Genomic DNA, 22,351 nt, shown 5'->3' on the forward strand with positions numbered 1-22,351 from the left:
GCCGCCGGCATCATGACCGGCGACCGGATCGTATTCACTTCTTGGCGGGCAGCTTCGAAAGGTCGGTCTGAACTTTCGACAGCGCCTCGTCGGTGATCTTGTCAGGTGCGTACTGCTGGACGGTCTTCAGCGACATCGAACGGGCCATGTCGATCTGCGGGTTCGTGGAAAGACCGGGCAGGTACTTGTCGATGATCGCCTTGGCAGCGGGATCGTCAAGCAGGGTGCCGATATTCGTTTCGGTCACGGTATAGCCCGCAGTGGCGGAGGGCGTGGCGGCCACAGGCGCCGCTGCCTGTGCTTCGGCGGCCATCGGAGCGAAAGCAACTGCCAGGCCAAGGGCCATTCCAACAAGCTTCATCAATACGTCCTCCATTATCGTGACCCCACAATCGGCATCACGCAATTCAACCGGCCGGCACGGCCCGCCGCACAACGGCGCACCAGCATTCAACTTTGCCGGGAACCACGCAATATGTGATTTTCATGACAATTCAGCGTGCGTGATCGATGTCGATGGCCGCGCACCGACATGCTTTCTCGATCCTGTGCAAGCTTTTACCACTCACAATTCCAGCGAACAGCGACAAAAAAGTTCCTTATTGCTGCGGCCTCTTACCGCGCGCAGCCCTCATCCGCGTTGACCGTTAAATTTAGGTAGTATACGACATATATCGACTCATAGGCGGCCTTCTCCCCATGAGACCGTCATGCAAGCGAGGATGCACATGCAGTTTCATTTGAACGGATTCCGCACCGGCGATCCCGAAATCCATCCGGCCGCCGCTCGCGCCACGGTATCGGACGAAGTCGAAGTGCTGATCGTCGGCTGCGGGCCTGCCGGTCTGACGCTGGCCGCCCAACTCGCCCGTTTCCCCGCGATCCGCACGCGTGTCATCGAGCGCAAGCGCGGGCCGCTGGAACTGGGTCAGGCCGACGGCATTGCCTGCCGCACGATGGAAATGTTCAACGCCTTCGGCTTTGCAGACCGTGTGGCCCGGGAAGCCTATTGGGTCAACGAGACCACGTTCTGGAAGCCCGACGAGACCGAGGCTCGCAAAATCGCCCGCCACGGCCGCATCCGCGACACCGAGGAAGGGCTCTCCGAGTTCCCCCATGAAATAAATTAGCAGATTTTCTCCTTTCCTCTCAAGCGACCCAAATGATAGAAAATGGCGGATTTCTGCCGTTCGGTTTTCTATCCGGTCTAGATCGTCTATCGCGTTCCCGGACGGTTCAGGGATACAGTTAGGGAAAGGCCCTAGCGCTGAATCGGGGAAAGAACAGATGGCCAAACAGAGGCTGGATGCCGCGAAGGTTAAAGCGCACCTGAAGACCAAGACACCGGGACGCTATGGCGACGGCGAAGGGCTGCAACTCTTCATTGACCGGGCCGGACGTTCTTACTGGTTGTTCCGCGCGCGAATCGCCGGGAAGGATATCGAGCGCTCGCTAGGAAAGGCCTCCGAAATCGGCCTAGCGGCGGCCCGAGAGAAGGCCCGCGACCTCCGGGCTAGCCTAACCGCCCGCGGAGCCGAATCGGCCCTAGGACCGCGCTCCCGGCTTCCTACCTTCAAGGACGCCGCCATGTATTGCTATGAAAACAAAGTGCGGAAGAGGAACAAGCTTGACGCCAACTCCAAGGCCTGGCTCGCCTCCCTCAAGCGGCACTGTAAGCCGTTCCTCGATAAGCCCGTGGCCGATGTCAATGAAGCCGATGTCAACCCCGTACTCGCTGCCATCTGGGTCGAAAAACCGGCAGCGGCGAAGCGCCTGCACAGCGCCATCCGAGGAACGCTCGTGTCCGCGAAAGGACGCGGGTTGCGGTCGGCGCACCTCGACTGGGTATCGCTGATCGACTCGATGCCGGAGCGCGACCGCGATGAGAACGGCAAACTTGTGCGAAAAGTCCGCCACATGCCGTCGATGCCCTACGCCGACATCCCCAAGTTCTTGCTCGATGTCGAAAGGTTCTCGAACAGCCGCCCAGTCGTCCGCGCGGCCTTCCCCTTCCTGATCGCGACGACATCGCGGCCCGGTAACGTCTTATCGGCGCGATGGAGCCACATCGACCTAGAGGCGAGGGTCTGGGCGATCCCAGCGGAATTGATGAAGAATGGCGAGCCGCACAAGGTGCCGTTGAGCGAGATGGCAATGCGCGCCTTGGCCATCGCCGCCAACTTGCGGCTTCCCGACAACGATCTGGTTTTCCCGGCCTTCAGCGGCGAAATGCTCAACGTGGATACGCTGCGGCATTCGATGCGGGCCATCGCGAAGCGAGACGGTTCACCCTACTACACGCCGCACGGCTTTCGCAGCGCATTTAAGCGCTGGAGCTTAGATCGCAGATACGAAGATCATTTGTCCGAGAAGCAACTGGCCCACAAGGACACGAACGAAGTGCGTGCGGCCTATGCGACGGGTGACCTGCTCGAACTGCGCCGCGAGATGCTGGAAGCCTATAGCCGGGAAATGAGCGCGTCCTAAACTCGTTGACAGCCACAAAACAGCCGGTCATGGATAAGGGGCTCGGGGCATTTTCCACGGGCTCTCGAAAGGAATGACATTTTGGCTCCCATTTCACCCTTCACCGGGTGGGGAGTTGTTGTGTTCAATTCTTTTGAGAGGATTAGAGAATGCCCAATGCTGCTGAATTAATCGACATTGCATCGATCAAGACCGATAGCGCCCTGCGCCCCGTCGATGACGCGACCACCGATGTCATCGCGAAATCAATCGAGAGAACCGGACAGCAGACACCCATCATCGTTCACCGAGGCGATGATGGGACTTTAACGCTGCTCGCCGGATATCATCGCCACGCAGCAATGATGAAGCTGGGCCGCGCGGAAATCCATGCGCAAATCTTCACCGACATGACTGAAGCGAAGATTGAAGCGCTGACGGAGAATCTAGCGCGCCACAATCTCACCACGGCGCAGAAGAACGACTTCATCCGGCAGCTTTGCGCGACGTTGGAGCAGCAGACTGCCCAGGACAACATGTCCCGCCATCCTGAAACCCGCCTAGCCGATGGCCGCCTAGCGGGGCCGCAACATACCCACGGCGTGCGTACGAGAGTGGCGTGGATGCTCGGAGTTTCTAAGAAGACGATTGACCGCGCCTTCAAGGAGCCCTCCCCGACCGCGAAGGCCGAAGACTCGGACGCGGATAAGCTGACCGTTTCGCTCAAACGCCTCATGAAGAAATACAGAGCCAAGGACATTCAATTGGAGTTGGCGCGTCTAATGGGCGAGACGGCGGCCGAAAAATCGGCAAATAAACGACTCGGTGAGTAGTTCCTAGATCGTCTATTCTAGGTTCCGTCTTACGATGAGGTCGCAAAAATGGACACGAAAGCCAAACAAGAACGCCAGTCGGCGCGACTGGAACACGTTGACCCAGCACTCTATTCAATCGACATGGCCCGCCGTTACTTGGGCGGCATCGGCAAGCAGAAGATTTACGAATTGATTGGTGCCGGTGAAGTTGAAACCGTGACGCAAGGGCAGCGGAAGTTCATTACCGTCGAAAGCCTCGCGGCCTATGTCGCGCGGCTTCGCTCGCAATGATCTGGCGCCTGATCCTCGGCTTGGTCGCCGCCGAACTGCTCGGCTTAGCCATGTTGTGGGCGGTAATCGGTCGCGGGCTGATGTGATTACAGTGGAAGCAACGATGACTATTCAGCACAACGACAACGATCCCTTCTGTCCGTGTTGCTACGCGAGAGAGAGTGACCTCATCGACCTCACCGCGAGGTCATTTTACGTCAGCGAGATGCACCGGGCGGGCTCGCCTCGGCACGGCATCTATATCAGCGCCATGGCCGACAACGGACAGGAGCGCTGCCAACACTTACATGTAGACGATTCCGTATGGACCGCCTTTGTGAAAGTGCTCTCTGACGGAAATCTCGATCCGAGTAAGCACATATCCTATTGGCTTAAAGATGAAGAACCGGCACTCAAGAAATGGATCCGTAAAGATGTACCTCCATTAGTCGAGGTCCTGCAATATGGCGCTATCGCCTCGGCGCTCGCCTCCTATGGACCCGACGCCATAAAGGACATCATCGGCGCAGTGCACATCTCCTTCGTCATCGCAAAGAGACGCAAACGGATTCAGAGCCTTGTGCGGCTCATGTCGTTAGCCGAACTGCAAATGTTTTACGCGACCGACAGCAATGTGACCGGCTCAATGCAACGAGATTTCTGGCGAAGACAGGATTGATGTAATTCAGGTCAAGTGCAGTCGCGGCCAAGCGGCAACTCTTGCCGATATGCAGATATATTGCGCAACGACCGAACTGATCAGACCTATTGAAGATGCACGATAGTATTCGCGCCGGACGGCCCTCGACTCGGGCTGGGGATAGGTCTAACGTAGAAAGCCGCCCTACCCTTTGATGAGTAGGACGGCATTCTATTGGATCACTATATTGGAGGAACGCTAAGGAATAGTTCGCAGCCCGCGATGACTATTCCTCCGATATAGCCGCAACCGCCGCCGAAGTAAAGCCGCTCGACCTCGGTTTTACTGATGGGCGAAGCTTTATCTGTTGGAGGCATACATGCCGCGACTGGAAGTAGATGAAGATCAAGATGGCGCTATTCATTACATCATCACCCCTCAGGGATCGCGCATCCACATAATCAATGGACCAGCGGGAACTGGGAAAACACACGTAATTGCACAAGCTGTTCTCGAATTACAGCGCTCCCCGAATGTCAAAGTTTTCGTCATAGCGACAACCCGCCGTGCCGCTTTGATCCTCGTCGGGAAGCTGGAGAAGCTGGGGATTAAGATCAGCCCCGAAACAGCCCACTCCCTTTTCACCGTCCCCGAAGAAGTGACCCTTGAGGACGAGCGAGGCAATGAGAAAACTGAAATCCGGTTCACCATGAAAGAGGCGCTCGATTTCGATGGCGCTGATCGAATAGTGGTGATCTGCGATGAAGTGTCCATGCTATCTGAGGAAATGATTGGCTTCGTGGAAGAGGCAATCGCCCGCTATGGCATCGAGATCTATGGAGTAGGCGATGAAGCCCAACTCCCTCCAGTCGAGGAAGGTGACGATCAGGGCGATGACCAGGACTATGAGCTGGACCCCCTTCCCCCAGCATTCGAAAACGGGACTGACATCACCCTGAAGACGATTCACCGGGCTGATAAAGATAGCGATCTCGTCAAGTACGCGACCGCAGTACGCAATAAGGTGAGCGAAGTGAATCTTAGCGCTGGCGACGGTTCACTATCGTTCATAAATAAGACGACATGGGAAAATGACGATGAACTACGCAGGCGGGAAATCCTCGGCGCCGATCTAATCATCACTTGGCGCAATGTTACGAGAAAGCTGCTCAATGCCGAAAAGCGGGCATTGCTAGGCTATACATCACTCGCACCGGCAGTCGGGGAGCCGCTATTTGCCCAGCTACCTAAGGGCATGGAGGAAACTGATCGCAGCCCCAACTCCCTTGTCAACAACGGCGCATACAGGGTCACAGCGAGATCACGCCCGACTGGGCACGCAGTCGCAAACATAAGAGTACAAAGGCGCGTAAAAAAGGACAAGGAGACGCGCCTAGAACTCATCCACTCGGACAAATTCTTCATTTCCGAGATACCTTATGAAGCTGACGAGAGCACTGCGACTGACATCGTTCGCGAAGTGCATAAGCGGTATTACCGCGAAATCATGAGAGACTTGGAAGAAGAATTCAAGTCCAATGAATATCGTATCACCGTAACAATGTCCGCCGAGTTTAGGTATGTTCTCAAGTCACTGGATTACAGGGGAACCGTCAGGACAGTCGTGAGGTATAATTACAGCACGCATAGAGCACAACTTGATCCCACGCTATTGGATTTCGGCTATGCAGCTACCTGCCATAAGGCGCAGGGCTCAGAGTTCGACAACATCCTCTATATCGACGAAATACCGCACTTCGCCAAATATAGGCGCAACTATCGTTCGCACCTATACACCGCGCTGACACGGGCGAAGTTGAGAGCGGTCGTGGCGAAGATGAGCAGTGCCTACCTCACCCCCAAAATTTACATCAACCGGCCTCAAAAGACGGAAGGCTAAGGACGTGTCATGAGTAATGTAATCGAGCCATGGGTTGGCCATGCCTATGAGGAAGTTCCTCTGGACGCGGTGACGATCCTAGACAGTCTCTACTCAGTACTGCCCGGACAAGTGCCGGAAGGCCCGCGATTGATGGTGCATTGCCGTCCCGGCGATCCCGAAAGCGGCCCGGAAGGGTGGCCGGTGAAGATCGCGAAGCCTTGGGAACTGGACGACCGGCAGAACTGCTACACGGTCATCTCGGCCTTCAATAAGGCCCCGGTCGAAGGGCGCGACGGCAAGAAGCGGCTCAAGTATGCCCGGCGCATCAGCCATCACGCCTACACTTGGTGCCTGATGATCGACGACTTGGGCGACGGCCCCGGCGCGAAACACAGCCTAGCAACAATCGATAAGCTGCGGCCTAGCTGTCTCGTGGAAACGTCCCCGCGCAATTATCAAGCTTTGTACGTTCTATCCCCAGTCGCGGCAGATAAGCGTGTCGTGGATTCCTTGATCAAGCAGCTCATCAAGAAAGAACTCCTGAGCGACAGAGACCCCGGAATGCGCGGCGTTACCCGCATCATGCGACTGCCGCTAGGGATCAACGGCAAGCCGAAATATCACGATCCGAATGGCCGACCTTGGCGCGTAAAAGCGCGCATTTGGGAGCCTGATCGCACCTATACGCTGGAGCGGTTCGCGGAAGCCTTCACGCTGAGCCTAGAGCCTCCGGTCGAGCGCATATCCCTGCCTCCGACTGCGGCCGAGGACGATCTGTTCAAGGCTACAGTCGAGAAGCTGAAATACATGAATATGTTCAAGTTCCCCGGCGACTGGGTGAAGTTAATTGGCGAATGGAGCGAAACAGACCCGTTCGTAACGATAAAGTGCCCGTTCGCAGAATTACACGGCGAAAGCCTGCCGCCGGAAAAGAGGGCGTCGGACAAGATTGATCAATATGGGTGCGGCATTCGGCCCTACTCGGTGTCGGACGGAAAAGGGCCTTACATATACTGTAACCACGGCCACGGCACCCGGCACAGAGATTACAAGGACTATGTGAAGAAGATCAATGACGACTTCCTAGCCTTGGTGGAACAGCAACTAGACGGCGAGGCGCTGGATCGGGCGCGCGAGAATTACAGCGCGTCGGAGCGGATGCGCGAGCGGGAAACCCGCCAAAAGGCCCAAGAGTGGCACGAAACCCTCAACGAATTCGACGGCGACATGGATGATCACTGGCCGATCCGGCCCGGTGCGCGTGTTCAATTTCGAGTGGACGAAGGGCTGCGCATCGGCACCTGGACCGATGGGAAGTTCACCGAAGATTTCGGGTTCTGATGCATAAACATAAGGAGTCGCGAAGATGAATGAAGAAGAAAAGAAGAAAGCTGTAGCCCAAGCCAAAGCCCAAAAGGCCGAGGATGAATGGTATATCCCCTTGACAGTCGCGAAGATGATTGACGGGATCATCAACCGAATGAACATAAAGTTCGGCCCCTATGACGGAAGAGTCATGAACTCGAACAGCGTCGCGGCACTCCGCAGTGACATAACTCGGGAGATCGACAAATATATTGAAGTCATGGACACCAAAATTCACTTCCTCAGGAGTGAAGGCGGTTCGCCGGCAGTCTTGTACTATGCCAATAATCCGGAACTTCCTGAATTCGGAAAGATGATCAATGTCCAAAGGTCGGGCGACTTCCTTGCCTCCTTCGATAACAAGCACGTCATCGCCGCAGTCGAGACAGAGAACTTCGATGGCGGATTGCGGGTTAGGTTGAACCGGAAGCGATTGTGCGAGATTTGGCGGAAGAGTCCTGTCCGCGCGTCCTATGAGGGGACTGCCTTTGTCCCGATTAAGTTCGGAACACCTGAAGAAGAAATTCCACCAATGTACGAAAGGTTCAACCTTTGGCGAGGTTTGGCCGTTGTACCAGAGAAGGGGGATTGGAGCCTGATTAGATCGCATATTAAGGAGATACTGTCGAACGGCGATGATGATCAATACAGGTGGTGGATCAAGTATTTCGCTTGGCTATTCCAGAACCTTGGCGAGCAGTCGCTGGTGGCGCCATGTATGGTTGGCGAACCGGGCGCTGGGAAGTCCATCATCTTTACCGCGATCACAGCTGCGTTCGGGGTACATGGGATCAGGCCTAGGTCACAGAATATGATCACCGGGCGATTCAACAATTATATGCACACGATCTTGTTTGCTTTGGTTGACGAGGCAATGAACCCAGATAGCAAAGCCGCCGTTGCCATCATCAAAGGCATGATAACCGACGACTTGAATACATATGAAGCCAAGTTCCGCGATCCAGTCGCGGGGAGAAATCGCATCAACATTGCCATCATATCTAATGATGAACACTTAGCACATGTGGAAAATCGTGACAGGAGATATCCTGTATTTCGGGTTTCATCTGCACGCGTTGGAGATGTTGAATACTTCAACGACCTAAAGAGCCAGATTGAAAATGGCGGCATCGAAGCGATGATCTTCGACTTGCTGGCTATCGATCTTGGCGACTGGAAGCCGTCGATGGATATCCCGGAAACCGATGAACGGGTGAAGCAGAAAGTCTTGAGTTACACCGGCTGGGAGAAGGCGTTTCACAGTCTCTTGGCGAGCGGAGACGGGCCTGTCCATATCGAAGGTGATAAGGCAGTTGTGAGGACTTCCGATCTGCAGGATTACTGGAGGCTGACCCTTAATATTGAGGTCAATGCAAATCGAATTTATGAAGAAATGAAGAAAATTGGCGCTGTAAAGGCGACACGCTCTGGCAAGTCAGAGGGGCAAATCAATGGCTATGAGCTTCCTCCGCTTCCAGTCGCGAGGGCGAAATGGGGGGAGAAACAAGCATTCATTTGGAATTTGGACGTCGATACATGGTCTGGTGTATTCTTTTAAGATAGACTACGAGGGTCGGAGAGCTATCCTTAGAGGGATGAGGAATCGTTTGCATTTTCGCCTACACGCTCTGGGGCCTCTGAGGTAAGTCTCTGGGGCTGCTCTGGGGCTGCTCTGGGGCTAGTTCATGCTAAGTCATTGATAAATCAGCATTGTCTCTGGGGCTCTGGGGTTACCCGAGGAAACGAAAGTTTTTCGCCTCCGCCCGCCCCGATTTTCGGCGGAGGCCGTTTTACCCCAGAGACCCCAGAGACCCCAGAGCAACCTTTGATTTATAAGTATATTTTCTGAATAGGGGTCAGAGCAGCCCCAGAGAAGCCTTAGAGTTACCCCGGAGCCGGTTAGAGATTTGTTAGAACCGCCGTCAAAAATAATTCCCCTGCGACTGAATGTTATAAATTATCAAATCCAGTCGCGAGGAATTGTTTTTTTAGGTCGCTCGCGATACTCACCGAGACTCTGTTTCCGATCACAATATTGGCGTTATTGATCGCTACACGCTCAGTGCTTGAGGGTGGGGTCCGAACTGCTGCGGTGTAATCGAGTGAGTCCTGATCCATTGCCTTCGACTGACCCGAACGAACACTAAACTTGCGAGTTCAGTATTCGCAGTTCTCAACTCATCGCTTTCCGGATAGTATAGGTTTCCGTTGCTGGAGATACTGCGATGTCTAGAATGGAAGGAAAGATTTGTTCATCGCCTCAGTTCAAGCGTTCTCTCGATGAACGCCGATCTGGACCGATTGTTAAGTCATCCAAAGAAGTCTCAACAGAGATCATTGCTGCAATTCGCGCTGACCTGCGACGGCGCGGGGAGTGGCGATCATGAGCAAGCCCCATGATGATGAACGCGATGGCGAATACACAGGTGCCGAGATTGGTAAGACCTACGTTCACCGGCTCGGGCAAACTCGCCTAGCCACGCCGCAAGACTTGCGCCGACTGAGAGGGATGACCCGGACCCTGCGATCATAGCCGCTCAAGGTAGTCCAAGAGAAAGGGCCGCCAGTGTACTGCTGAGCGGCCCTTATCATATCCAGCGCAGTCGATGGGATCAGGCGTTGAACTGGATGCCCATCGTCTCGAACGCTTCCAGAAACGATCCCTCAATGATCCCGACCAGCTCAACGTCACCGACAAACCGCCGCTCAGCGTCGGCTGCGGCTTCCGGGCTCATAGCCCACAAGCACTCCATCTCAGCCTGTCGGTTCGAAGCCAGAGCCTCGACCTCGGCCTCTGCCCCCTTGATATACTTCGCCATGACGTAACTATCGTCGATGTCGACGCCAGTGTTAGGTTCACGGTGCGGCATGGTCCGTTGTCCTTCCTCTATGTAGAGATGCGCCACAATACTGAACAAGAGGCTGTAACATCGAGCCTCATCGCCAGTCACGGCGAGTCGTAGACTACCCGAAGCTGATGACTACCGCGACCTGAGAAGCTGACCGAGCCTCTCGACTGCTCAGGCCTGTAGCCTCTACATCGGAAACTCTACGCAACACACAACACATTGTGTAAATCATTGGGATGGCTGCGGCTCCGGCCTCCGGTGTGGTGGGGCGGGGGAGCGTCTAAGAATTGGAAGCTGCCCCCGAGCGCGCCGGGAGTTCTCTTTCAATGCGCCCACTAACTAATCGCCTTAGCGCAGCCGAAGAAAAAAGCAAGATTTCGCCCCTGACTGGTATACTATAACCCAGCGTAAAGTCGCATGTCCTGCCCGGCTTCGACTTTAACAATCGAATTACATATTTTCTGGAGCCTAACCCTGTGTCCAATGTTCCCGACACTCGCACCCATGAGCCCCCGCACGGCTGCGTACTCAAAAACGCGGATGAACAAGACTTCTGGCACGCCCTGATGAAGTCGCGCCTGTTCGACGACTGGAGCCCTCTGTCGCTGCACACCGCCTACAAAATCTTGCGGCAAGAGTTCGTCATTCGACCTGCCCGAGAACACCTTGAGCGGTTGATCGCTGAAGGCGCACAGCCCCTGATGTCCGATTCCGTGGCGAACGATTTGTATGCGAACGTCACCAAGGCTGAGCGCGCCCAGATCACGCTCATTCGCGCTCTTGGCCTCACCTACAGCGCGATCCAGTCTCGCTCGACCAATGACGCAGCGCGAAAGGCCAATGAGTTCGACAACGATGTTGCCGCCGTTCCCGGCAGCGCCTTCCTGGCCCTGCCTGAGAAGCACGGCCAGCCGCTCTACCCGCATTGAATTGAACCGAGTCAGCGCGGCGACCCTCAACCACCCGCCAGCGCTCCGGTGTCGTTGGTTAAATGGAGTTCGGCCAACGACACCGTTCTTTCCGGCCCCGACATCGTAGTTTGACTCGGCGCGATGTCGGGGCCGGATTTCTGTCAGCCAAGGTCGCGTGGACAAACTCTGCCTGAACGATTGTCAGCTACTGGGAACCCCATAGCGTGCGCCGATGGCAGAAATGCTGGGGTTAGCGGACAGCCCGCTCACAAGCCGCCAATGCTTCCGCAGCGAGGCTGTCTGCGTAAGGCTGATCCGAAGGCTGGCTCCATACTTTCAAATCAGCGATCAACGAAGGATCGGCACAAATGCTGGCTGCTTCCAGAATAGGGATCGTGACTGAATCCCTGCTGAGTTCCGCTTGCACGAAGGGCAGCGCGATAGCGGGATCGAGTCCCGCAAGACCGAGTATCGCTTCGCCCCTGACCACATCGTCCACATCTGTTGCCGCGTGATACAAGGCATCGCGCACTGCGGATGTGTCGCCTCCCTCTTGGCTGAGAAGCAGTACGGCCCAATCGCGATTTACCCGATCAGGGTCCCGCGTGAATTCTATTAGCCTTTGGAGGTTTGCATCAGCGTGTAATCCACCGGCCAGAGGCACTTGCTCTGCGATAACCAATTTCAGAAAGTCCGAGGGAGGTTCGTAGCGCTCTCGCATCGTCATGACATGACACGACCAGCGGGGGACATCAATCAACGTCCGCAATGTCGGCGTGTCCGAAACGGCAGCTTTCCGGTTAAAATGCTGAAAATCTGCCATTCAGTACCCGAATGTGTCCACGACTTTAGCCCTTTCGCCGCCGTTATCGCCCCTCGCGATCCGTCCCCGGCGCTAGGCCGCCCGAATTTTCCGCTCCGCCCCCCCTCGGAGCCGATTCCGTCCCGCTCCGGTCCCGATAGCCCTCCGAAGGCTCGCCGCGCTCTAAGCCCCACCCTAGCCGATTTTCCCGAACAAGCGCCTTCGCCCGATGCGCCATCCGCTCATGCTTGCCAGGGCGAACCTTCATGAGCCCCTCACCGCGTCCTTCGCCACCGCATTCTTATCGACCTCAGCCACGCACTCCGCCAGAACATCGCTAGGCAGCACCTCCGCGATCCCGAACGAGCGCAGCCACTCGGCGGCATCCCTCGCAGCGCTGCCGGCTCCGATGCGGTCGCCATTCCGCAGGCACTCGATAGCCAGAGCCACCTTCGCGACTGCTGCGGCTGCGACCAGCTTCACGGCCCCGGCCCCGCTGTCGTTCTCATCGTCAAACACGAGATCGGGCCCAGTATCATCGCCTGCGAGCGGACTCATATGATCCTCCACGGCTGTCACCGCGATCACCCCCGGCGCACTTCGCGTTTCTTGCCGCCTCCGACACCGCAAAACTCGATGTCTTTCTCAATGAGGCGCGCCAAGACGTTCCGCGCGGCAATGTTTCCATAGGTGTCTCGCACCCGAGTATCGCTGGAATTGCGGTTCTTGTTTCCCTGAATCCCGCCCATGGTCAGTCCTCCACGCCAACACGAGCCCAATCCGCCACCATAAAGGTTCGTTTCATGGTGAATCGACCTTCAGCCATCAGCAATTCGCGAGCCGAGAACGCGAGGCCCATCGTCCCATCCGCAGGCAACCGCTCCACGCCATCTAAAATGTCGCTGAACAGCGCCCTGCGCCGATGAATGAAGGCCGCGATCACGAGCGCACTGAGCCGCGCGACCTCGACAGCGTATTTCGCCAACCGAACATCACGCCCCGATGCCGACAGCGCCGACCCGAACAACACCATGTCGCTCGGCCCATCGTCGAACACGCCGAAGCCATAGACATCCTTTTCATGGCGATATGCGGCGGCGATCAACTCACCGCGACTGGAATTGTGCAGTTCGATCTTCCCCAGCAACGCTATCTCGGTGACGATCCCGGCCAGCGCGATTCCGGCAAGCCGTTCCTCCCCGGCTTCGCGCAAGTTCGCCTGCCAAGATAAGGCCATTGCCGACTTCGAAGGTCGCGAAATGAATGCCTGCTCCTGCCACCCGACCAGCAGCGCGGCGAATGCGTGGCTCATCTCATGAGCGAGAATGGCCAGCCTCTCGCTGCGGCTCAATGTAGTCAAGTCCACCATCTCTCCGCTCCGCCCAGTCGATCTTTCGCTGACTATAGCGCGAAATCGGTATAGCACGGTGCGAAATACGCAATTGGATAGTTAAATCTCACCAAAAATCGCGAAAAGAATGTCGCTATACTTACCATGCATCCGAATAGAGCGTAGCCTTTCCCTCGGCGGCGCGTATCGACCGCAAGACAACCTGTCGAGGTCTCAAATGTCACTGTACAATGTACAAAGTTTCCCGGTGAACGTCGATGCAACCAAGTCCCTCGTCGACTCTCTCGCCCGCATCGCGATCAAAAAGCTGGAGAACCAGCTCAAAGCGCCCAAGGGCGCTTTCGCCATCGCCGCCGAACACAATGCCCGCCCCGGTGAACAAAAGCGCTTGCACGAAGAAGCGCGCATTGAATTCGCCATCTCCATCAAGGAAGCCAAGCGCCTCTATGACGGCGCGATAGAGGCCACCGAGTTCCTGATTGGTGCGGCTGATTTCCTAATCGGGGAAGGCATTTACCCAGCGAAGTCGGCGCGTGCTGTCCCGCCGAACTTGGCCGAAAATGTCCGCGCTGCTCGGACCTACGTGCGCGCCGGTCTCATCGACGGAAAGATTGTCTCCGACCGCATGCGCAGCGCGGCGAAACATGCGGCTGAAATTCTCAGGAAGGAACGCAAGGCGTTTCGACGCTTCGAAGCTGTGGCCGCTATCATCGTGGCAAAAGCCACCTTGAATCACGCCGTCGCTACAGGTGACGAGGCGACAGCCGCCCGCGCCAGCGCCACCCGTGAAAGGCGTTCCGCGTTGTACCATGCACGGCATGGGAAGGTGAAGGATGCCAACCTTGCGCCTCGCTCCTTTGCCCCGCCGCCCCTCGGCTTCGTTGACCTAAGCCCTCCCCGGCACCCGTCGCCCGTGCCGACTGCGCCCGATCCTGACGAGCCCATCGCGCCAGACCCAATCGAGCCCCAGCCCACCGCACCTGAGGCAGCCGAGCCCGATCCAGAATCATACGTTGTCGAGAACGCATCGACGCTTTCGGAAGGATGGACGTCATGAGCAGCGAAAGCGATTTCCCCAACCTCCTTTGGACAATGGAAGCGCGTCTGAACGCAGTCGAGCGCGAACTGGCGGCGGCCACGCGCGCAGCCTCCCATTCCGATGTCGCAGAGTTGAAATCCGAACTCGGCCACTCAGCGATCAAGATAGAAATGCTGACGAAATCTCTCAGCACAGCGCAAGCCGAGATCGCCCGACTGAAAGCCCGCCCTGAAATCAACCTTGATGCCCTTTACAAAGGCATCGCGAAGTCCATCAACAAGCGCCTCGCTGCAGAAAGTGACAAGCACGACCGCGAAATCTTGAACGTGCGCAATCTAATCGGTGACACCGTAGAGAAATCCGAGCGCGCATCTCGGGCCGGTGCGACTGCAATTAGCGAAAGCCTCATCGGTTATGCCGAAGATTTCGCATATGGCGCAGTGAACTAATTCCCAACCTCCCCGGCTGAATAATCCAATTCTGTTCAGGTGATCTATGCCCAACGAAAGCCTAGTCAGAAACATTACAGTCAACATTAAGACTGACGGCGACGTTCGGGCCATCGCAGCCCTCGCCCGACTGGAACAGGCTCAAGCGGCTGTCCTTCGCGCCACCAACAGCGCGGCGAAAGCCACGCAGTCGATGTCCAACACGATGAAGAGGGCGAACGACAATAGTGGTCGTTTTCGCGCAGGGCTCCAAAATGTCGGTTATCAGGCCCAAGATACGGCGGTCCAGATCGCGGGCGGAACCAGCGCTGTTCGCGCCTTCAGCCAACAAATTCCGCAGGCAGTCGGCGCCATGGGGAATATGTTCTCCGAAGGCTCTAAGCTGGCCGCATTCTTCGGCGGACCTTGGGGCGTGGGCCTCGGTGTTGCCGCCGCCGCCGTGCCTATTCTCGTCACTGCTATTGAGGGCCTGACATCGACCACCGATAAAGCTTCGACGGCCATCGAAGACATGGTGAATACATACATCGACGGACTGTCGAAGGCGTCGAAGGCATCCGAGATTTTCCAAGCTGGGTCACTGAAGCAAATCCAGCTTCTGCAGGATCGGGCCCGGATCACACGCCAACAGCAACAGGCTCAGAGCGAAGGCCTGACTTCCTACACCAGTTCCATCCTCGGCGGCGCAGGCGGCGGCTCAGCGATGACGGTCGGCGGCGGGCGCTCTACCCAGACAGTGAAAGACTACAATGCGGAACTAGCCAGAAATTCCGATGAACTGGCGAAGAACCAAGCCGAGATGAATAAGCTTATCGATGCCAGTGCACTGCTCGATAGGCAGCGAACCTTCATAACTGATCATACAGAAAAAAGCACTAAAGCGACCAAGGACCACACCGCCGCGACAGCCGATGATTCCAAAGCGACGAAGGATGCCGCCGCCTCATTGAAGGAACTACAAAAGCAGCAAGACGCAGCCCGCGCCCTCTCAGAATATGGCGAGGGTTACAGGCGCGATCCGGGCACCCGAAATGACGCTTGGCTACAGCAAAACAATATGCTCACGCCCGAAGCTTTGGCACGGGTTACAGCCGCATCGAATGCAATTACCGACTTCACCTCAACGGTTTCCGATTCACAGACCACACTACAGAAATTCTGGAGCGAGAGTGGTGCCGGTGGCCAGACAGCCGTCACTCTCATTAACGGCATCGGTGACGCTTTCTCCGACGCGGCAGCGGGCACGAAAACCTTCGGCCAAGCTTTCGAAGACATGGGCAAGCTGGTCATTAAGACCCTCACTGAACTCGCCGTGAAATGGGCTCTTGTCCAAGCGATCAAAGGCCTGTTCGGCGTGGACTACGGTAGTTCATTCGGTTTCTCGCAGGGTGGAGTTATCCAAAGCGGTCAGGCAGTTACCGCCTACGCGAAAGGCGGCGTCGTAAACCAGCCGACTCTGTTCCCGATGGCGAACGGGGCCGGACTTATGGGCGAGGCCGGACCCGAAGCGGTGATGCCGCTACAACGTACCACGGATGGCCGCCTAGGCGTGGCCTCCACGGCCCCACAAGTTGTCGTAAACAACTACACCAACTCGCAAGTCAGCGTCACGCAAGACGGCGACAACGTCGCAATCTTCATCGAGCAGGCGAAGAAGGCTGTAGCCGCCGACATCGTGCGCGGCGACGGCAACGTGTCCGCCGCGATCCAGAGCACCTATAAACTCGGAAGGGGCAAGTGATGTCCGATACCCCCGCGACTGGAACGCCGATCCCGGAAGTGGCCGGCACCGCGCTCAACATCGACTTCCTCGCATCGTCGCTGGCCGTCGAAATGGGCGTGACCCTCTCGCTGCCGTTCGGTGACGAAGGACAGGCCGTCACGGCGCAAGTTCTCCATGCCGCAATCATGGCGGCGCTCATCGCGAGGCTTAGCGCAGCGCCCGACGCCATGACGATCGATCAGCGTCTAGCGCTCGAAATCGACGCATTCATCGAGGTGCGCGCATCGGTCATGACGCAGGCGGCGGCGCACCTCGCGACCGAAAACCGGGTGACCCCGCTCGCCGCGAACGACATCAACTAGCCCCATGACCCGCCGCCGCCCAGACAAGCGCACCCGCCTTTTCCGCGATCAATTCGCGGGACAGTGCGGCGCGGCGAAAGAGCGCGAAATCCAATCTCCCCGCCTCGGCGGATGCGCTGACAGCATCCCGGTGCAAGGCCGCGACGGGGAGAGGGAGGGCGAGTGACGGCCCCGCTTTCGACCGTCGCTCGCCCTCCCGCCTACCTCGACCGATCCCGCCGCCTAAGGCTCCGAAATTCCGCCCCTCGGCCCCGTAGGGGCGCGATCCGCCCTCCCCGGCTAGCCGAACCCGGCCCGACCTCGACCGCTCGGAGTCGGGCTCCTAGACGCCCTTCGCTCACGAAAAAGGCCCGACAACCGAAGCTGCCGGGCCAGTGTCAGGCTTAGCCCATTAGAGCCGCCCTCGGGTCGCGCATATTTGTTAACCCATCATATGTTACCAAAGTGTGACAGAGATCACGGATGTATCTTTCAGGTTACGGGGGCCTGCGCCTTAGAACCCTGCGCCGCGACTGTAAGAACTTTACAGGTCCATGAGAGGCGGCTGCAATCGATTTACAGTGCTCGTCCTTGATCCTGTAAACGAATTACAGGTGCGCCACATTTAGCCACCTTTTCGTCTGGCCTTCGTAGCGATCTATGATACAAATCGATTGGAGCCTCCGGGACCACCCCCCCCTTGCTGACCTTTGGCAAGCCCCGGAGGCTCACCTAGGAGCGCGACTCGGCGCTCGCGAGGTATTGAGCTGGCCCGCTCCCGGGGCACTCTAACGGCCTCCCCAGTGGCTCCCCGACCGACTGGCATTCGGCCCAATCCATGCTACGAATCGGCTTGAGCCTCCGGGTCACTCCGAATTGATAGTGCGACCTCTCCGAATCACTCGGAGGCTCACCGGGCCGGGAGCCGGGTTTCCCGAATCGGGGATAAAATCGGGGAAAGCGCCGATTTCCCCTTATTTTTCAATGCGTTCGAATTCCCCCATGTCATCCTCAATCAGGCGCGCGTCCATGACTTCTATCTTGAAGCCATGCGCAATTCTCCGAGCCGGCTGGTGCCGGACTACGGCATGGAAATCGTCGACCTGACCGTTCCGGAAGACCTTGAGGCGCCCGTCGTGGTCCGCCTCCGCCCGGTCGGCACCGAAGGCGAGGACGCGATCGAGGTGATCCGCGCCCGCTACGTCGTCGGCTGCGACGGCGCGCGCAGCCGGGTTCGCCGGGCGATCGGACTTGGCCTCACCGGCGAATCCGCCAATCAGGCCTGGGGCGTGATGGACGTGCTCGCCTACAGCGATTTCCCCGACATCCGCCGCAAGAGCGCGATCCACTCGGCCAACGAGGGCAATATTCTCATCATCCCGCGCGAGGGCGGCTACCTCGTGCGCCTCTATATCGAACTGGACAAACTGGGCGCGGATGAGCGCGTCTCGGCCAAGAACATCACACAAGACCAGCTTGTCGCGGCAGCGCAGCGCATTCTCCATCCCTACGTGCTGGATGTGAAGCAGGTGGCGTGGTGGTCCGTCTACGAGATCGGCCAGCGTCTCTGCGACAAGTTCGACGATGTGCCCGCAGGAGAGGAATCTACGCGATTCCCCCGCGTCTTCATCGCGGGCGACGCCTGCCATACGCACAGCCCGAAGGCGGGTCAGGGCATGAACGTGTCCATGCAGGACACCTTCAACCTCGGCTGGAAGCTTGCCGCCGTGCTGGGCGGCCGGGCCGGGCCGGAACTGCTGCACAGCTATTCGGCCGAGCGGCAGGCCATCGCCAAGGAACTGATCGACTTCGACCGCGAATTCGCCGCCATGTTCAGCGCCAAGCCGAAGACGGACGAGAGCGAGGACGGCGTCGATCCCGCCGCGTTCCAGCGCTATTTCGTCAAGCAGGGCCGCTTCACGGCAGGCACCGCCACGCAGTATCGCCCCTCCGCGCTGACCGGCAATGGCGAACATCAGGCCCTTGCCGAAGGGTTCGGGATCGGCATGCGATTCCACTCGGCGCCTGTCGTGCGGCTGGCCGATGCAAAGCCCATGCATCTCGGCCATGTCGCCGAGGCAGACGGACGCTGGCGGATCTATCTCTTCGCAGGCAAGGACGGCCTCGCGCCGGGTTCGCGCCCGGAATCCCACATTGCCGAACTCTGCCGCTTCCTTGAAAGCGATCCGGCCTCTCCCTTGCTGCGCCACACTCAGGCGGGCGCGGACAGCGATGCGATTATCGACGTCCGCGCGATATTCCAACAGTCGCACCAGTCGCTGTCGATGGACGATCTCCCCGGCCTGCTCTGGCCCCGCAAGGGCGAACTGGGCCTGCGCGATTACGAAAAGGCGTTCTGCGTCGACGCTGGAGCGGGCGATATCTACGATATGCGCGGAATAGACCGCGACCGGGGCTGCATGATCGTCGTCCGCCCGGACCAGTACATCGGACATGTGCTGCCGCTGGAGGCAAGAGAAGAACTGTCTGCGTACTTCGCGGCGATCCTTCGGCGGGCTTGAGGAAGGCAGCAAAATCGCGCTAGGTGCCGGCATGAGCAACCGCGACCTCGAAACTTTGCCCGGCCACCTGATCCGCCGTCTCCAGCAGATCTCGGTCGCCCTCTTCGGCATTCGCATGGCCGAAGCGGATATCGACGTGACGGCGGTGCAGTTCGCCGCGCTGATAACCTTGCGCGATCATCCCGGGCTGGGCCAGCAGACGCTGGCCGGGATGATCGCCTATGACCGCGTGACGATCGGCGGGGTGATCGACCGGCTGGTCCAGAAGGGCCTTGTCGTGCGCGAGATCAGCCCGACCGACCGGCGCGCCCGCGTCCTTGCGCTTACGCCTGCGGGGCAGGACGTGCTGGAGCGCGCCAATCCCTGGATCGAGCGGGTGCAGGAAGACATTCTCGCCGGTCTCTCGCCCGAAGAGCAGGAGACCTTCGTTGCCCTGCTCTCCAAGCTGACGCGCGCCGGAAACGAACTCAGCCGGGCACCGCTGCGCGCTGTCGACAGCGGAAAACTGCCCGCGCTGGAGGATTGATACGGGCCGAATCCAGCCTGCCTATCTCAAGGCTGGCCATGGCGCGCGCGGCTCGATACCTTGGACCCCATGTTCGACGCCTCGCGGCTTGCGCTGACTTACCTGTTGATCGAATGGGTCATTCGCCTGGCCATGGTGGTGATCCTGCCGATGCGCCGCTCGCCCGAAGCCGCGCGCAGTTGGCTGCTCTTCGTGCTGTTCCTGCCGGTGCCGGCGCTCATCCTCTATCGTTTCATTGGTCGGGCGCAGTTCCCGGCGTGGCGACAGGCCCGCTTCGCCGACGATCAGCCCTTTCGGCAGCAGGTCGCCCGGGACCTCGCGGCCGACGGCACCGAACAGTCCGAGATCCAGCAACTGGCCGAAACGCTCGGTGGCTTTCCGGCCTCCGCCGGCAATTCCGCGCGGCTGCTCAGCGACTATGACGGCACCATCGCCGCGATGATCGAGGCGATCGATGCCGCCACGATCCGCATACGTCTCCAGACCTACATTTTCGCCGACGACCACACCGGAAAGGCGGTGGTGGGGGCTCTCGCCCGGGCGCGCGAGCGCGGCGTTCCCGTGCATGTGCTGGTCGATGCGTTGGGATCTCGCCCATGGGCCAAGCGCAGCATGGCCTTGCTCAAGGGCGCCGGAGTCGAGGCCCGCCTCGTCCTGCCGGTACGCTTCGCACCCCTGCGCCGCGCGCGCACAGACTTGCGCAATCACCGCAAGCTCTGCCTTGTCGATGGCCGGATCGTCTTCGTCGGATCCCAGAACATCGTGAACCGCGACTTCAAGCCGGGCATCGTCAACGACGAGCTGGTCGCGCGCGTCCAAGGGCCGGTGGTGGCGGCCTTCGACGCCATGTTCGCCAGCGACTGGTATCTCGAAACCGGTGAGCGGCTCGGCGCGCTGCCCATCCCGGCCCTTGAGGGCAGTTCGGTGCATCAGGCCATGCCGAGCGGACCGGATTTCGGCACGACCGGCTACGAGCGTCTGCTCGTTGAACTGGTGCACCGGGCGCGGCACGAAGTCACCATCGTCTCGCCCTACCTGATCCCCGATCAGGCCCTGATTACGGCGGTCAAGAACGCGGCTGCGCGGTCGGTCTCGGTGAACCTTGTCGTCTCGCAAGTCGTCGACCAGCGCCTCGTCAGCTATGCGCAGCGTTCCTACTATCAGGAACTGCTGGAGGCCGGCGCGCGCATCCATGGCTATCGCCGCCATCTGCTGCATGCCAAGTCCGTGGCTATCGACGACACAATCGCCGTGGTCGGATCGAGCAATGTCGACATGCGCTCCTTCGCGCTCAATGCCGAGATCAGCCTTATCCTGCACGGGGCGGACGCCGTCGCCCCGATGCTCGAAATCCTGCGCGGGTATTTGGAGTGCAGCGACGAACTGACCCTGCCTGAATGGCGCGCCCGGCCGCAAACTGCGCGCCTTGTGGAAAATCTGGCGCGGCTTGTCAGTCCGCTACTTTAGGAACCGTTCGCTCGCGATCGCGGTCACGGCGTCCTGAAGCCTGTCGAAATCGCCCTTGCGCGCGCGCCGATGCCGCCGGAAGGCGAGGTGGATACCCACCATCAGCTCCGGCTCGACCAGTTTCCAGCCCCGGAAACGACCCTGGCTAATCGCGTCCCGGCAATAGCCGTGTGGCAGGATCGCATAGCCCGCCCCCTTTTCGACGAGATCGCGAGCGAGCCGCGCAGCATCGACGTGCATGCGGACATTGAGCGCCAGCCCGCGCGCCGCTGCGGCATCCTCGATGGCGCCGCCAATGCCGAGATGGTGCGACGGCACGATCAACGGCAACGGCGCCGCATCCTCTAACCGCACGGTGCCGTTGAAAGGCGCATCGACGGGACCGATCAGCCAGAGCCGCTCTTCATGCAGCAGACGTTCCTCGATCCTGCCGTCGCGGGCGGAATCCTCCAGCAGCGCAAGATCGACCACGCCGCGATTGAGCCAGTCGACCAGGCTGCCGGTCGGCCCTTCCACCATGCGCACGGCAATGTCCGGCACGCGCCGTTCCAGTTCGAGCGCCAGCGTCAGGCCGAGCATGTCGGCAAGGCCCGGCGGCAGGCCGATCACCACCGTCGAGCGGGCTTGCGGACCTTGCCTTCGGATCGCATCGAGCGCGAGTTCCAGTTCGCGCAGCGGCGCGGCCACCGACGTCCGCAGTTGCTCGCCGTCCTCGGTCAGCGCCATCCCGCGCGAGGAGCGCACGAAGAGCTTCACGCCCAGATCCTGTTCGAGCAGCCGCATCTGCCGCGTCAGCGCCGATTGCGCGATCCGCAGCACTCCGGCGGACCGCGTCAGCGAACCGTCTTCGGCAATCCGCAGAAAGTAGCGCAGGCGTCTGATCTCCATGGCCCTTGGGCTATCTCGGATCGAGATAGAAGTCTGCCGCATTTT

At 58.7% G+C, this 22,351-nt stretch carries 23 protein-coding genes; 16 read left to right on the forward strand and 7 right to left on the reverse strand.

The annotated features are described in order from the left end of the window. Positions 1–34: 34 nt before the first annotated feature. The gene (locus AC1VVM_RS19695; RefSeq protein ID WP_132386236.1) at positions 35–361 is read right to left on the reverse strand and encodes a hypothetical protein; all 327 of its coding nucleotides are present in this window, start codon (positions 359–361) and stop codon (positions 35–37) included. Positions 362–728: 367 nt separating this feature from the next. Here AC1VVM_RS19695 and AC1VVM_RS19700 point away from each other — a divergent pair, with 367 nt between their 5' ends. The 8 genes from AC1VVM_RS19700 to AC1VVM_RS19735 all read left to right on the forward strand — a co-directional run bounded on the left by AC1VVM_RS19700 (position 729) and on the right by AC1VVM_RS19735 (position 8,996). After that, positions 729–1,130, forward strand: coding sequence for an FAD-dependent monooxygenase (locus tag AC1VVM_RS19700; protein WP_482957166.1), 402 nt, complete (start codon positions 729–731; stop codon positions 1,128–1,130). Positions 1,131–1,287: 157 nt separating this feature from the next. Beyond that, a complete protein-coding gene (locus tag AC1VVM_RS19705; RefSeq protein WP_482957167.1) occupies positions 1,288–2,487 on the forward strand; it encodes a tyrosine-type recombinase/integrase in 1,200 nt (399 codons plus the stop codon). A 149-nt stretch (positions 2,488–2,636) separates the two neighbouring features. Next, entirely contained in the window at positions 2,637–3,299 is a 663-nt protein-coding gene (locus tag AC1VVM_RS19710; RefSeq protein WP_482957168.1) for a ParB/RepB/Spo0J family partition protein, read from the forward strand. A 48-nt stretch (positions 3,300–3,347) separates the two neighbouring features. Continuing rightward, positions 3,348–3,572, forward strand: a complete 225-nt coding sequence (locus tag AC1VVM_RS19715; RefSeq protein ID WP_482957169.1) for an excisionase — start codon at positions 3,348–3,350, stop codon at positions 3,570–3,572. Positions 3,573–3,675: 103 nt separating this feature from the next. Further along, positions 3,676–4,230 (forward strand): hypothetical protein, encoded by a 555-nt coding sequence (locus AC1VVM_RS19720; protein WP_482957170.1) that lies wholly within the window; start codon positions 3,676–3,678, stop codon positions 4,228–4,230. A gap of 340 nt (positions 4,231–4,570) precedes the next feature. Next, positions 4,571–6,091, forward strand: a complete 1,521-nt coding sequence (locus tag AC1VVM_RS19725; RefSeq protein WP_482957171.1) for an AAA family ATPase — start codon at positions 4,571–4,573, stop codon at positions 6,089–6,091. 9 nt (positions 6,092–6,100) lie between these two features. Continuing rightward, a complete protein-coding gene (locus AC1VVM_RS19730; protein WP_482957172.1) occupies positions 6,101–7,414 on the forward strand; it encodes a DNA-primase RepB domain-containing protein in 1,314 nt (437 codons plus the stop codon). A 25-nt stretch (positions 7,415–7,439) separates the two neighbouring features. Continuing rightward, the gene (locus AC1VVM_RS19735) at positions 7,440–8,996 is read left to right on the forward strand and encodes a primase-helicase family protein (RefSeq protein WP_482957173.1); all 1,557 of its coding nucleotides are present in this window, start codon (positions 7,440–7,442) and stop codon (positions 8,994–8,996) included. A gap of 1,054 nt (positions 8,997–10,050) precedes the next feature. Here AC1VVM_RS19735 and AC1VVM_RS19740 read toward each other — a convergent pair. After that, a complete protein-coding gene (locus AC1VVM_RS19740; protein ID WP_482957174.1) occupies positions 10,051–10,308 on the reverse strand; it encodes a hypothetical protein in 258 nt (85 codons plus the stop codon). Positions 10,309–10,763: 455 nt separating this feature from the next. Here AC1VVM_RS19740 and AC1VVM_RS19745 point away from each other — a divergent pair, with 455 nt between their 5' ends. Next, positions 10,764–11,216 carry a hypothetical protein gene (locus tag AC1VVM_RS19745; protein WP_482957175.1) on the forward strand — a complete coding sequence of 151 codons (453 nt, stop codon included), beginning with the start codon at positions 10,764–10,766 and terminating at the stop codon, positions 11,214–11,216. A gap of 232 nt (positions 11,217–11,448) precedes the next feature. On the opposite strand, the gene AC1VVM_RS19750 is transcribed toward AC1VVM_RS19745, so the two are convergent. The 4 genes from AC1VVM_RS19750 to AC1VVM_RS19765 form a co-directional block, all read right to left on the reverse strand. Then, positions 11,449–12,021, reverse strand: a complete 573-nt coding sequence (locus AC1VVM_RS19750) for a lyase (RefSeq protein WP_482957176.1) — start codon at positions 12,019–12,021, stop codon at positions 11,449–11,451. A gap of 243 nt (positions 12,022–12,264) precedes the next feature. Then, entirely contained in the window at positions 12,265–12,558 is a 294-nt protein-coding gene (locus tag AC1VVM_RS19755) for a hypothetical protein (RefSeq protein WP_482957177.1), read from the reverse strand. Between the two features lie 26 nt (positions 12,559–12,584). After that, positions 12,585–12,749 carry a hypothetical protein gene (locus AC1VVM_RS19760; protein ID WP_482957178.1) on the reverse strand — a complete coding sequence of 55 codons (165 nt, stop codon included), beginning with the start codon at positions 12,747–12,749 and terminating at the stop codon, positions 12,585–12,587. 2 nt (positions 12,750–12,751) lie between these two features. After that, positions 12,752–13,369, reverse strand: coding sequence for a hypothetical protein (locus AC1VVM_RS19765; RefSeq protein ID WP_482957179.1), 618 nt, complete (start codon positions 13,367–13,369; stop codon positions 12,752–12,754). A gap of 199 nt (positions 13,370–13,568) precedes the next feature. On the opposite strand from AC1VVM_RS19765, the gene AC1VVM_RS19770 reads away from it, so the two are divergent. The 7 genes from AC1VVM_RS19770 (at position 13,569) to cls (ending at position 21,418) form a co-directional block, all read left to right on the forward strand. Next, the gene (locus tag AC1VVM_RS19770) at positions 13,569–14,408 is read left to right on the forward strand and encodes a hypothetical protein (RefSeq protein ID WP_482957180.1); all 840 of its coding nucleotides are present in this window, start codon (positions 13,569–13,571) and stop codon (positions 14,406–14,408) included. Further along, on the forward strand, positions 14,405–14,839 hold the full coding sequence (locus AC1VVM_RS19775; RefSeq protein WP_482957181.1) for a hypothetical protein: 435 nt from the start codon (positions 14,405–14,407) through the stop codon (positions 14,837–14,839). The genes AC1VVM_RS19770 and AC1VVM_RS19775 overlap by 4 nt, the downstream gene beginning before the upstream one ends. A gap of 46 nt (positions 14,840–14,885) precedes the next feature. Then, complete coding sequence (locus AC1VVM_RS19780; RefSeq protein WP_482957182.1) at positions 14,886–16,580, forward strand: phage tail tape measure protein; 1,695 nt, start codon at positions 14,886–14,888, stop codon at positions 16,578–16,580. Further along, positions 16,580–16,924, forward strand: a complete 345-nt coding sequence (locus AC1VVM_RS19785; RefSeq protein WP_482957183.1) for a hypothetical protein — start codon at positions 16,580–16,582, stop codon at positions 16,922–16,924. Before AC1VVM_RS19780 ends, AC1VVM_RS19785 begins: the two co-directional genes overlap by 1 nt. Positions 16,925–17,853: 929 nt before the next feature. Beyond that, positions 17,854–19,425, forward strand: coding sequence for an FAD-dependent monooxygenase (locus tag AC1VVM_RS19790; RefSeq protein WP_482957354.1), 1,572 nt, complete (start codon positions 17,854–17,856; stop codon positions 19,423–19,425). Between the two features lie 31 nt (positions 19,426–19,456). After that, on the forward strand, positions 19,457–19,951 hold the full coding sequence (locus AC1VVM_RS19795) for a MarR family winged helix-turn-helix transcriptional regulator (protein ID WP_482957184.1): 495 nt from the start codon (positions 19,457–19,459) through the stop codon (positions 19,949–19,951). 69 nt (positions 19,952–20,020) lie between these two features. Next, positions 20,021–21,418 carry a cardiolipin synthase gene (gene cls / locus AC1VVM_RS19800; RefSeq protein ID WP_482957185.1) on the forward strand — a complete coding sequence of 466 codons (1,398 nt, stop codon included), beginning with the start codon at positions 20,021–20,023 and terminating at the stop codon, positions 21,416–21,418. Here the strand turns inward: cls and AC1VVM_RS19805 are convergent. Then, positions 21,410–22,306, reverse strand: a complete 897-nt coding sequence (locus AC1VVM_RS19805; RefSeq protein WP_482957186.1) for a LysR family transcriptional regulator — start codon at positions 22,304–22,306, stop codon at positions 21,410–21,412. The genes cls and AC1VVM_RS19805 overlap by 9 nt on opposite strands. Positions 22,307–22,351: the final 45 nt, after the last annotated feature.

The sequence above is a fragment of the Novosphingobium sp. BL-S-33 genome (genome assembly GCF_056857025.1).

Excerpts from the sequence above, each read along its gene's own strand:
- AC1VVM_RS19695 (WP_132386236.1), bottom strand. The coding sequence starts at position 361 with ATGAAGCTTGTTGGAATGGCCCTTGGCCTGGCAGTTGCTTTCGCTCCG.
- AC1VVM_RS19700 (WP_482957166.1), top strand. The coding sequence starts at position 729 with ATGCAGTTTCATTTGAACGGATTCCGCACCGGCGATCCCGAAATCCAT.
- AC1VVM_RS19705 (WP_482957167.1), top strand. The coding sequence starts at position 1,288 with ATGGCCAAACAGAGGCTGGATGCCGCGAAGGTTAAAGCGCACCTGAAG.
- AC1VVM_RS19710 (WP_482957168.1), top strand. The coding sequence starts at position 2,637 with ATGCCCAATGCTGCTGAATTAATCGACATTGCATCGATCAAGACCGAT.
- AC1VVM_RS19715 (WP_482957169.1), top strand. The coding sequence starts at position 3,348 with ATGGACACGAAAGCCAAACAAGAACGCCAGTCGGCGCGACTGGAACAC.
- AC1VVM_RS19720 (WP_482957170.1), top strand. The coding sequence starts at position 3,676 with ATGACTATTCAGCACAACGACAACGATCCCTTCTGTCCGTGTTGCTAC.
- AC1VVM_RS19725 (WP_482957171.1), top strand. The coding sequence starts at position 4,571 with ATGCCGCGACTGGAAGTAGATGAAGATCAAGATGGCGCTATTCATTAC.
- AC1VVM_RS19730 (WP_482957172.1), top strand. The coding sequence starts at position 6,101 with ATGAGTAATGTAATCGAGCCATGGGTTGGCCATGCCTATGAGGAAGTT.
- AC1VVM_RS19735 (WP_482957173.1), top strand. The coding sequence starts at position 7,440 with ATGAATGAAGAAGAAAAGAAGAAAGCTGTAGCCCAAGCCAAAGCCCAA.
- AC1VVM_RS19740 (WP_482957174.1), bottom strand. The coding sequence starts at position 10,308 with ATGCCGCACCGTGAACCTAACACTGGCGTCGACATCGACGATAGTTAC.
- AC1VVM_RS19750 (WP_482957176.1), bottom strand. The coding sequence starts at position 12,021 with ATGGCAGATTTTCAGCATTTTAACCGGAAAGCTGCCGTTTCGGACACG.
- AC1VVM_RS19755 (WP_482957177.1), bottom strand. The coding sequence starts at position 12,558 with ATGAGTCCGCTCGCAGGCGATGATACTGGGCCCGATCTCGTGTTTGAC.
- AC1VVM_RS19760 (WP_482957178.1), bottom strand. The coding sequence starts at position 12,749 with ATGGGCGGGATTCAGGGAAACAAGAACCGCAATTCCAGCGATACTCGG.
- AC1VVM_RS19765 (WP_482957179.1), bottom strand. The coding sequence starts at position 13,369 with ATGGTGGACTTGACTACATTGAGCCGCAGCGAGAGGCTGGCCATTCTC.
- AC1VVM_RS19770 (WP_482957180.1), top strand. The coding sequence starts at position 13,569 with ATGTCACTGTACAATGTACAAAGTTTCCCGGTGAACGTCGATGCAACC.
- AC1VVM_RS19775 (WP_482957181.1), top strand. The coding sequence starts at position 14,405 with ATGAGCAGCGAAAGCGATTTCCCCAACCTCCTTTGGACAATGGAAGCG.
- AC1VVM_RS19780 (WP_482957182.1), top strand. The coding sequence starts at position 14,886 with ATGCCCAACGAAAGCCTAGTCAGAAACATTACAGTCAACATTAAGACT.
- AC1VVM_RS19785 (WP_482957183.1), top strand. The coding sequence starts at position 16,580 with ATGTCCGATACCCCCGCGACTGGAACGCCGATCCCGGAAGTGGCCGGC.
- AC1VVM_RS19795 (WP_482957184.1), top strand. The coding sequence starts at position 19,457 with ATGAGCAACCGCGACCTCGAAACTTTGCCCGGCCACCTGATCCGCCGT.
- cls (WP_482957185.1), top strand. The coding sequence starts at position 20,021 with ATGTTCGACGCCTCGCGGCTTGCGCTGACTTACCTGTTGATCGAATGG.
- AC1VVM_RS19805 (WP_482957186.1), bottom strand. The coding sequence starts at position 22,306 with ATGGAGATCAGACGCCTGCGCTACTTTCTGCGGATTGCCGAAGACGGT.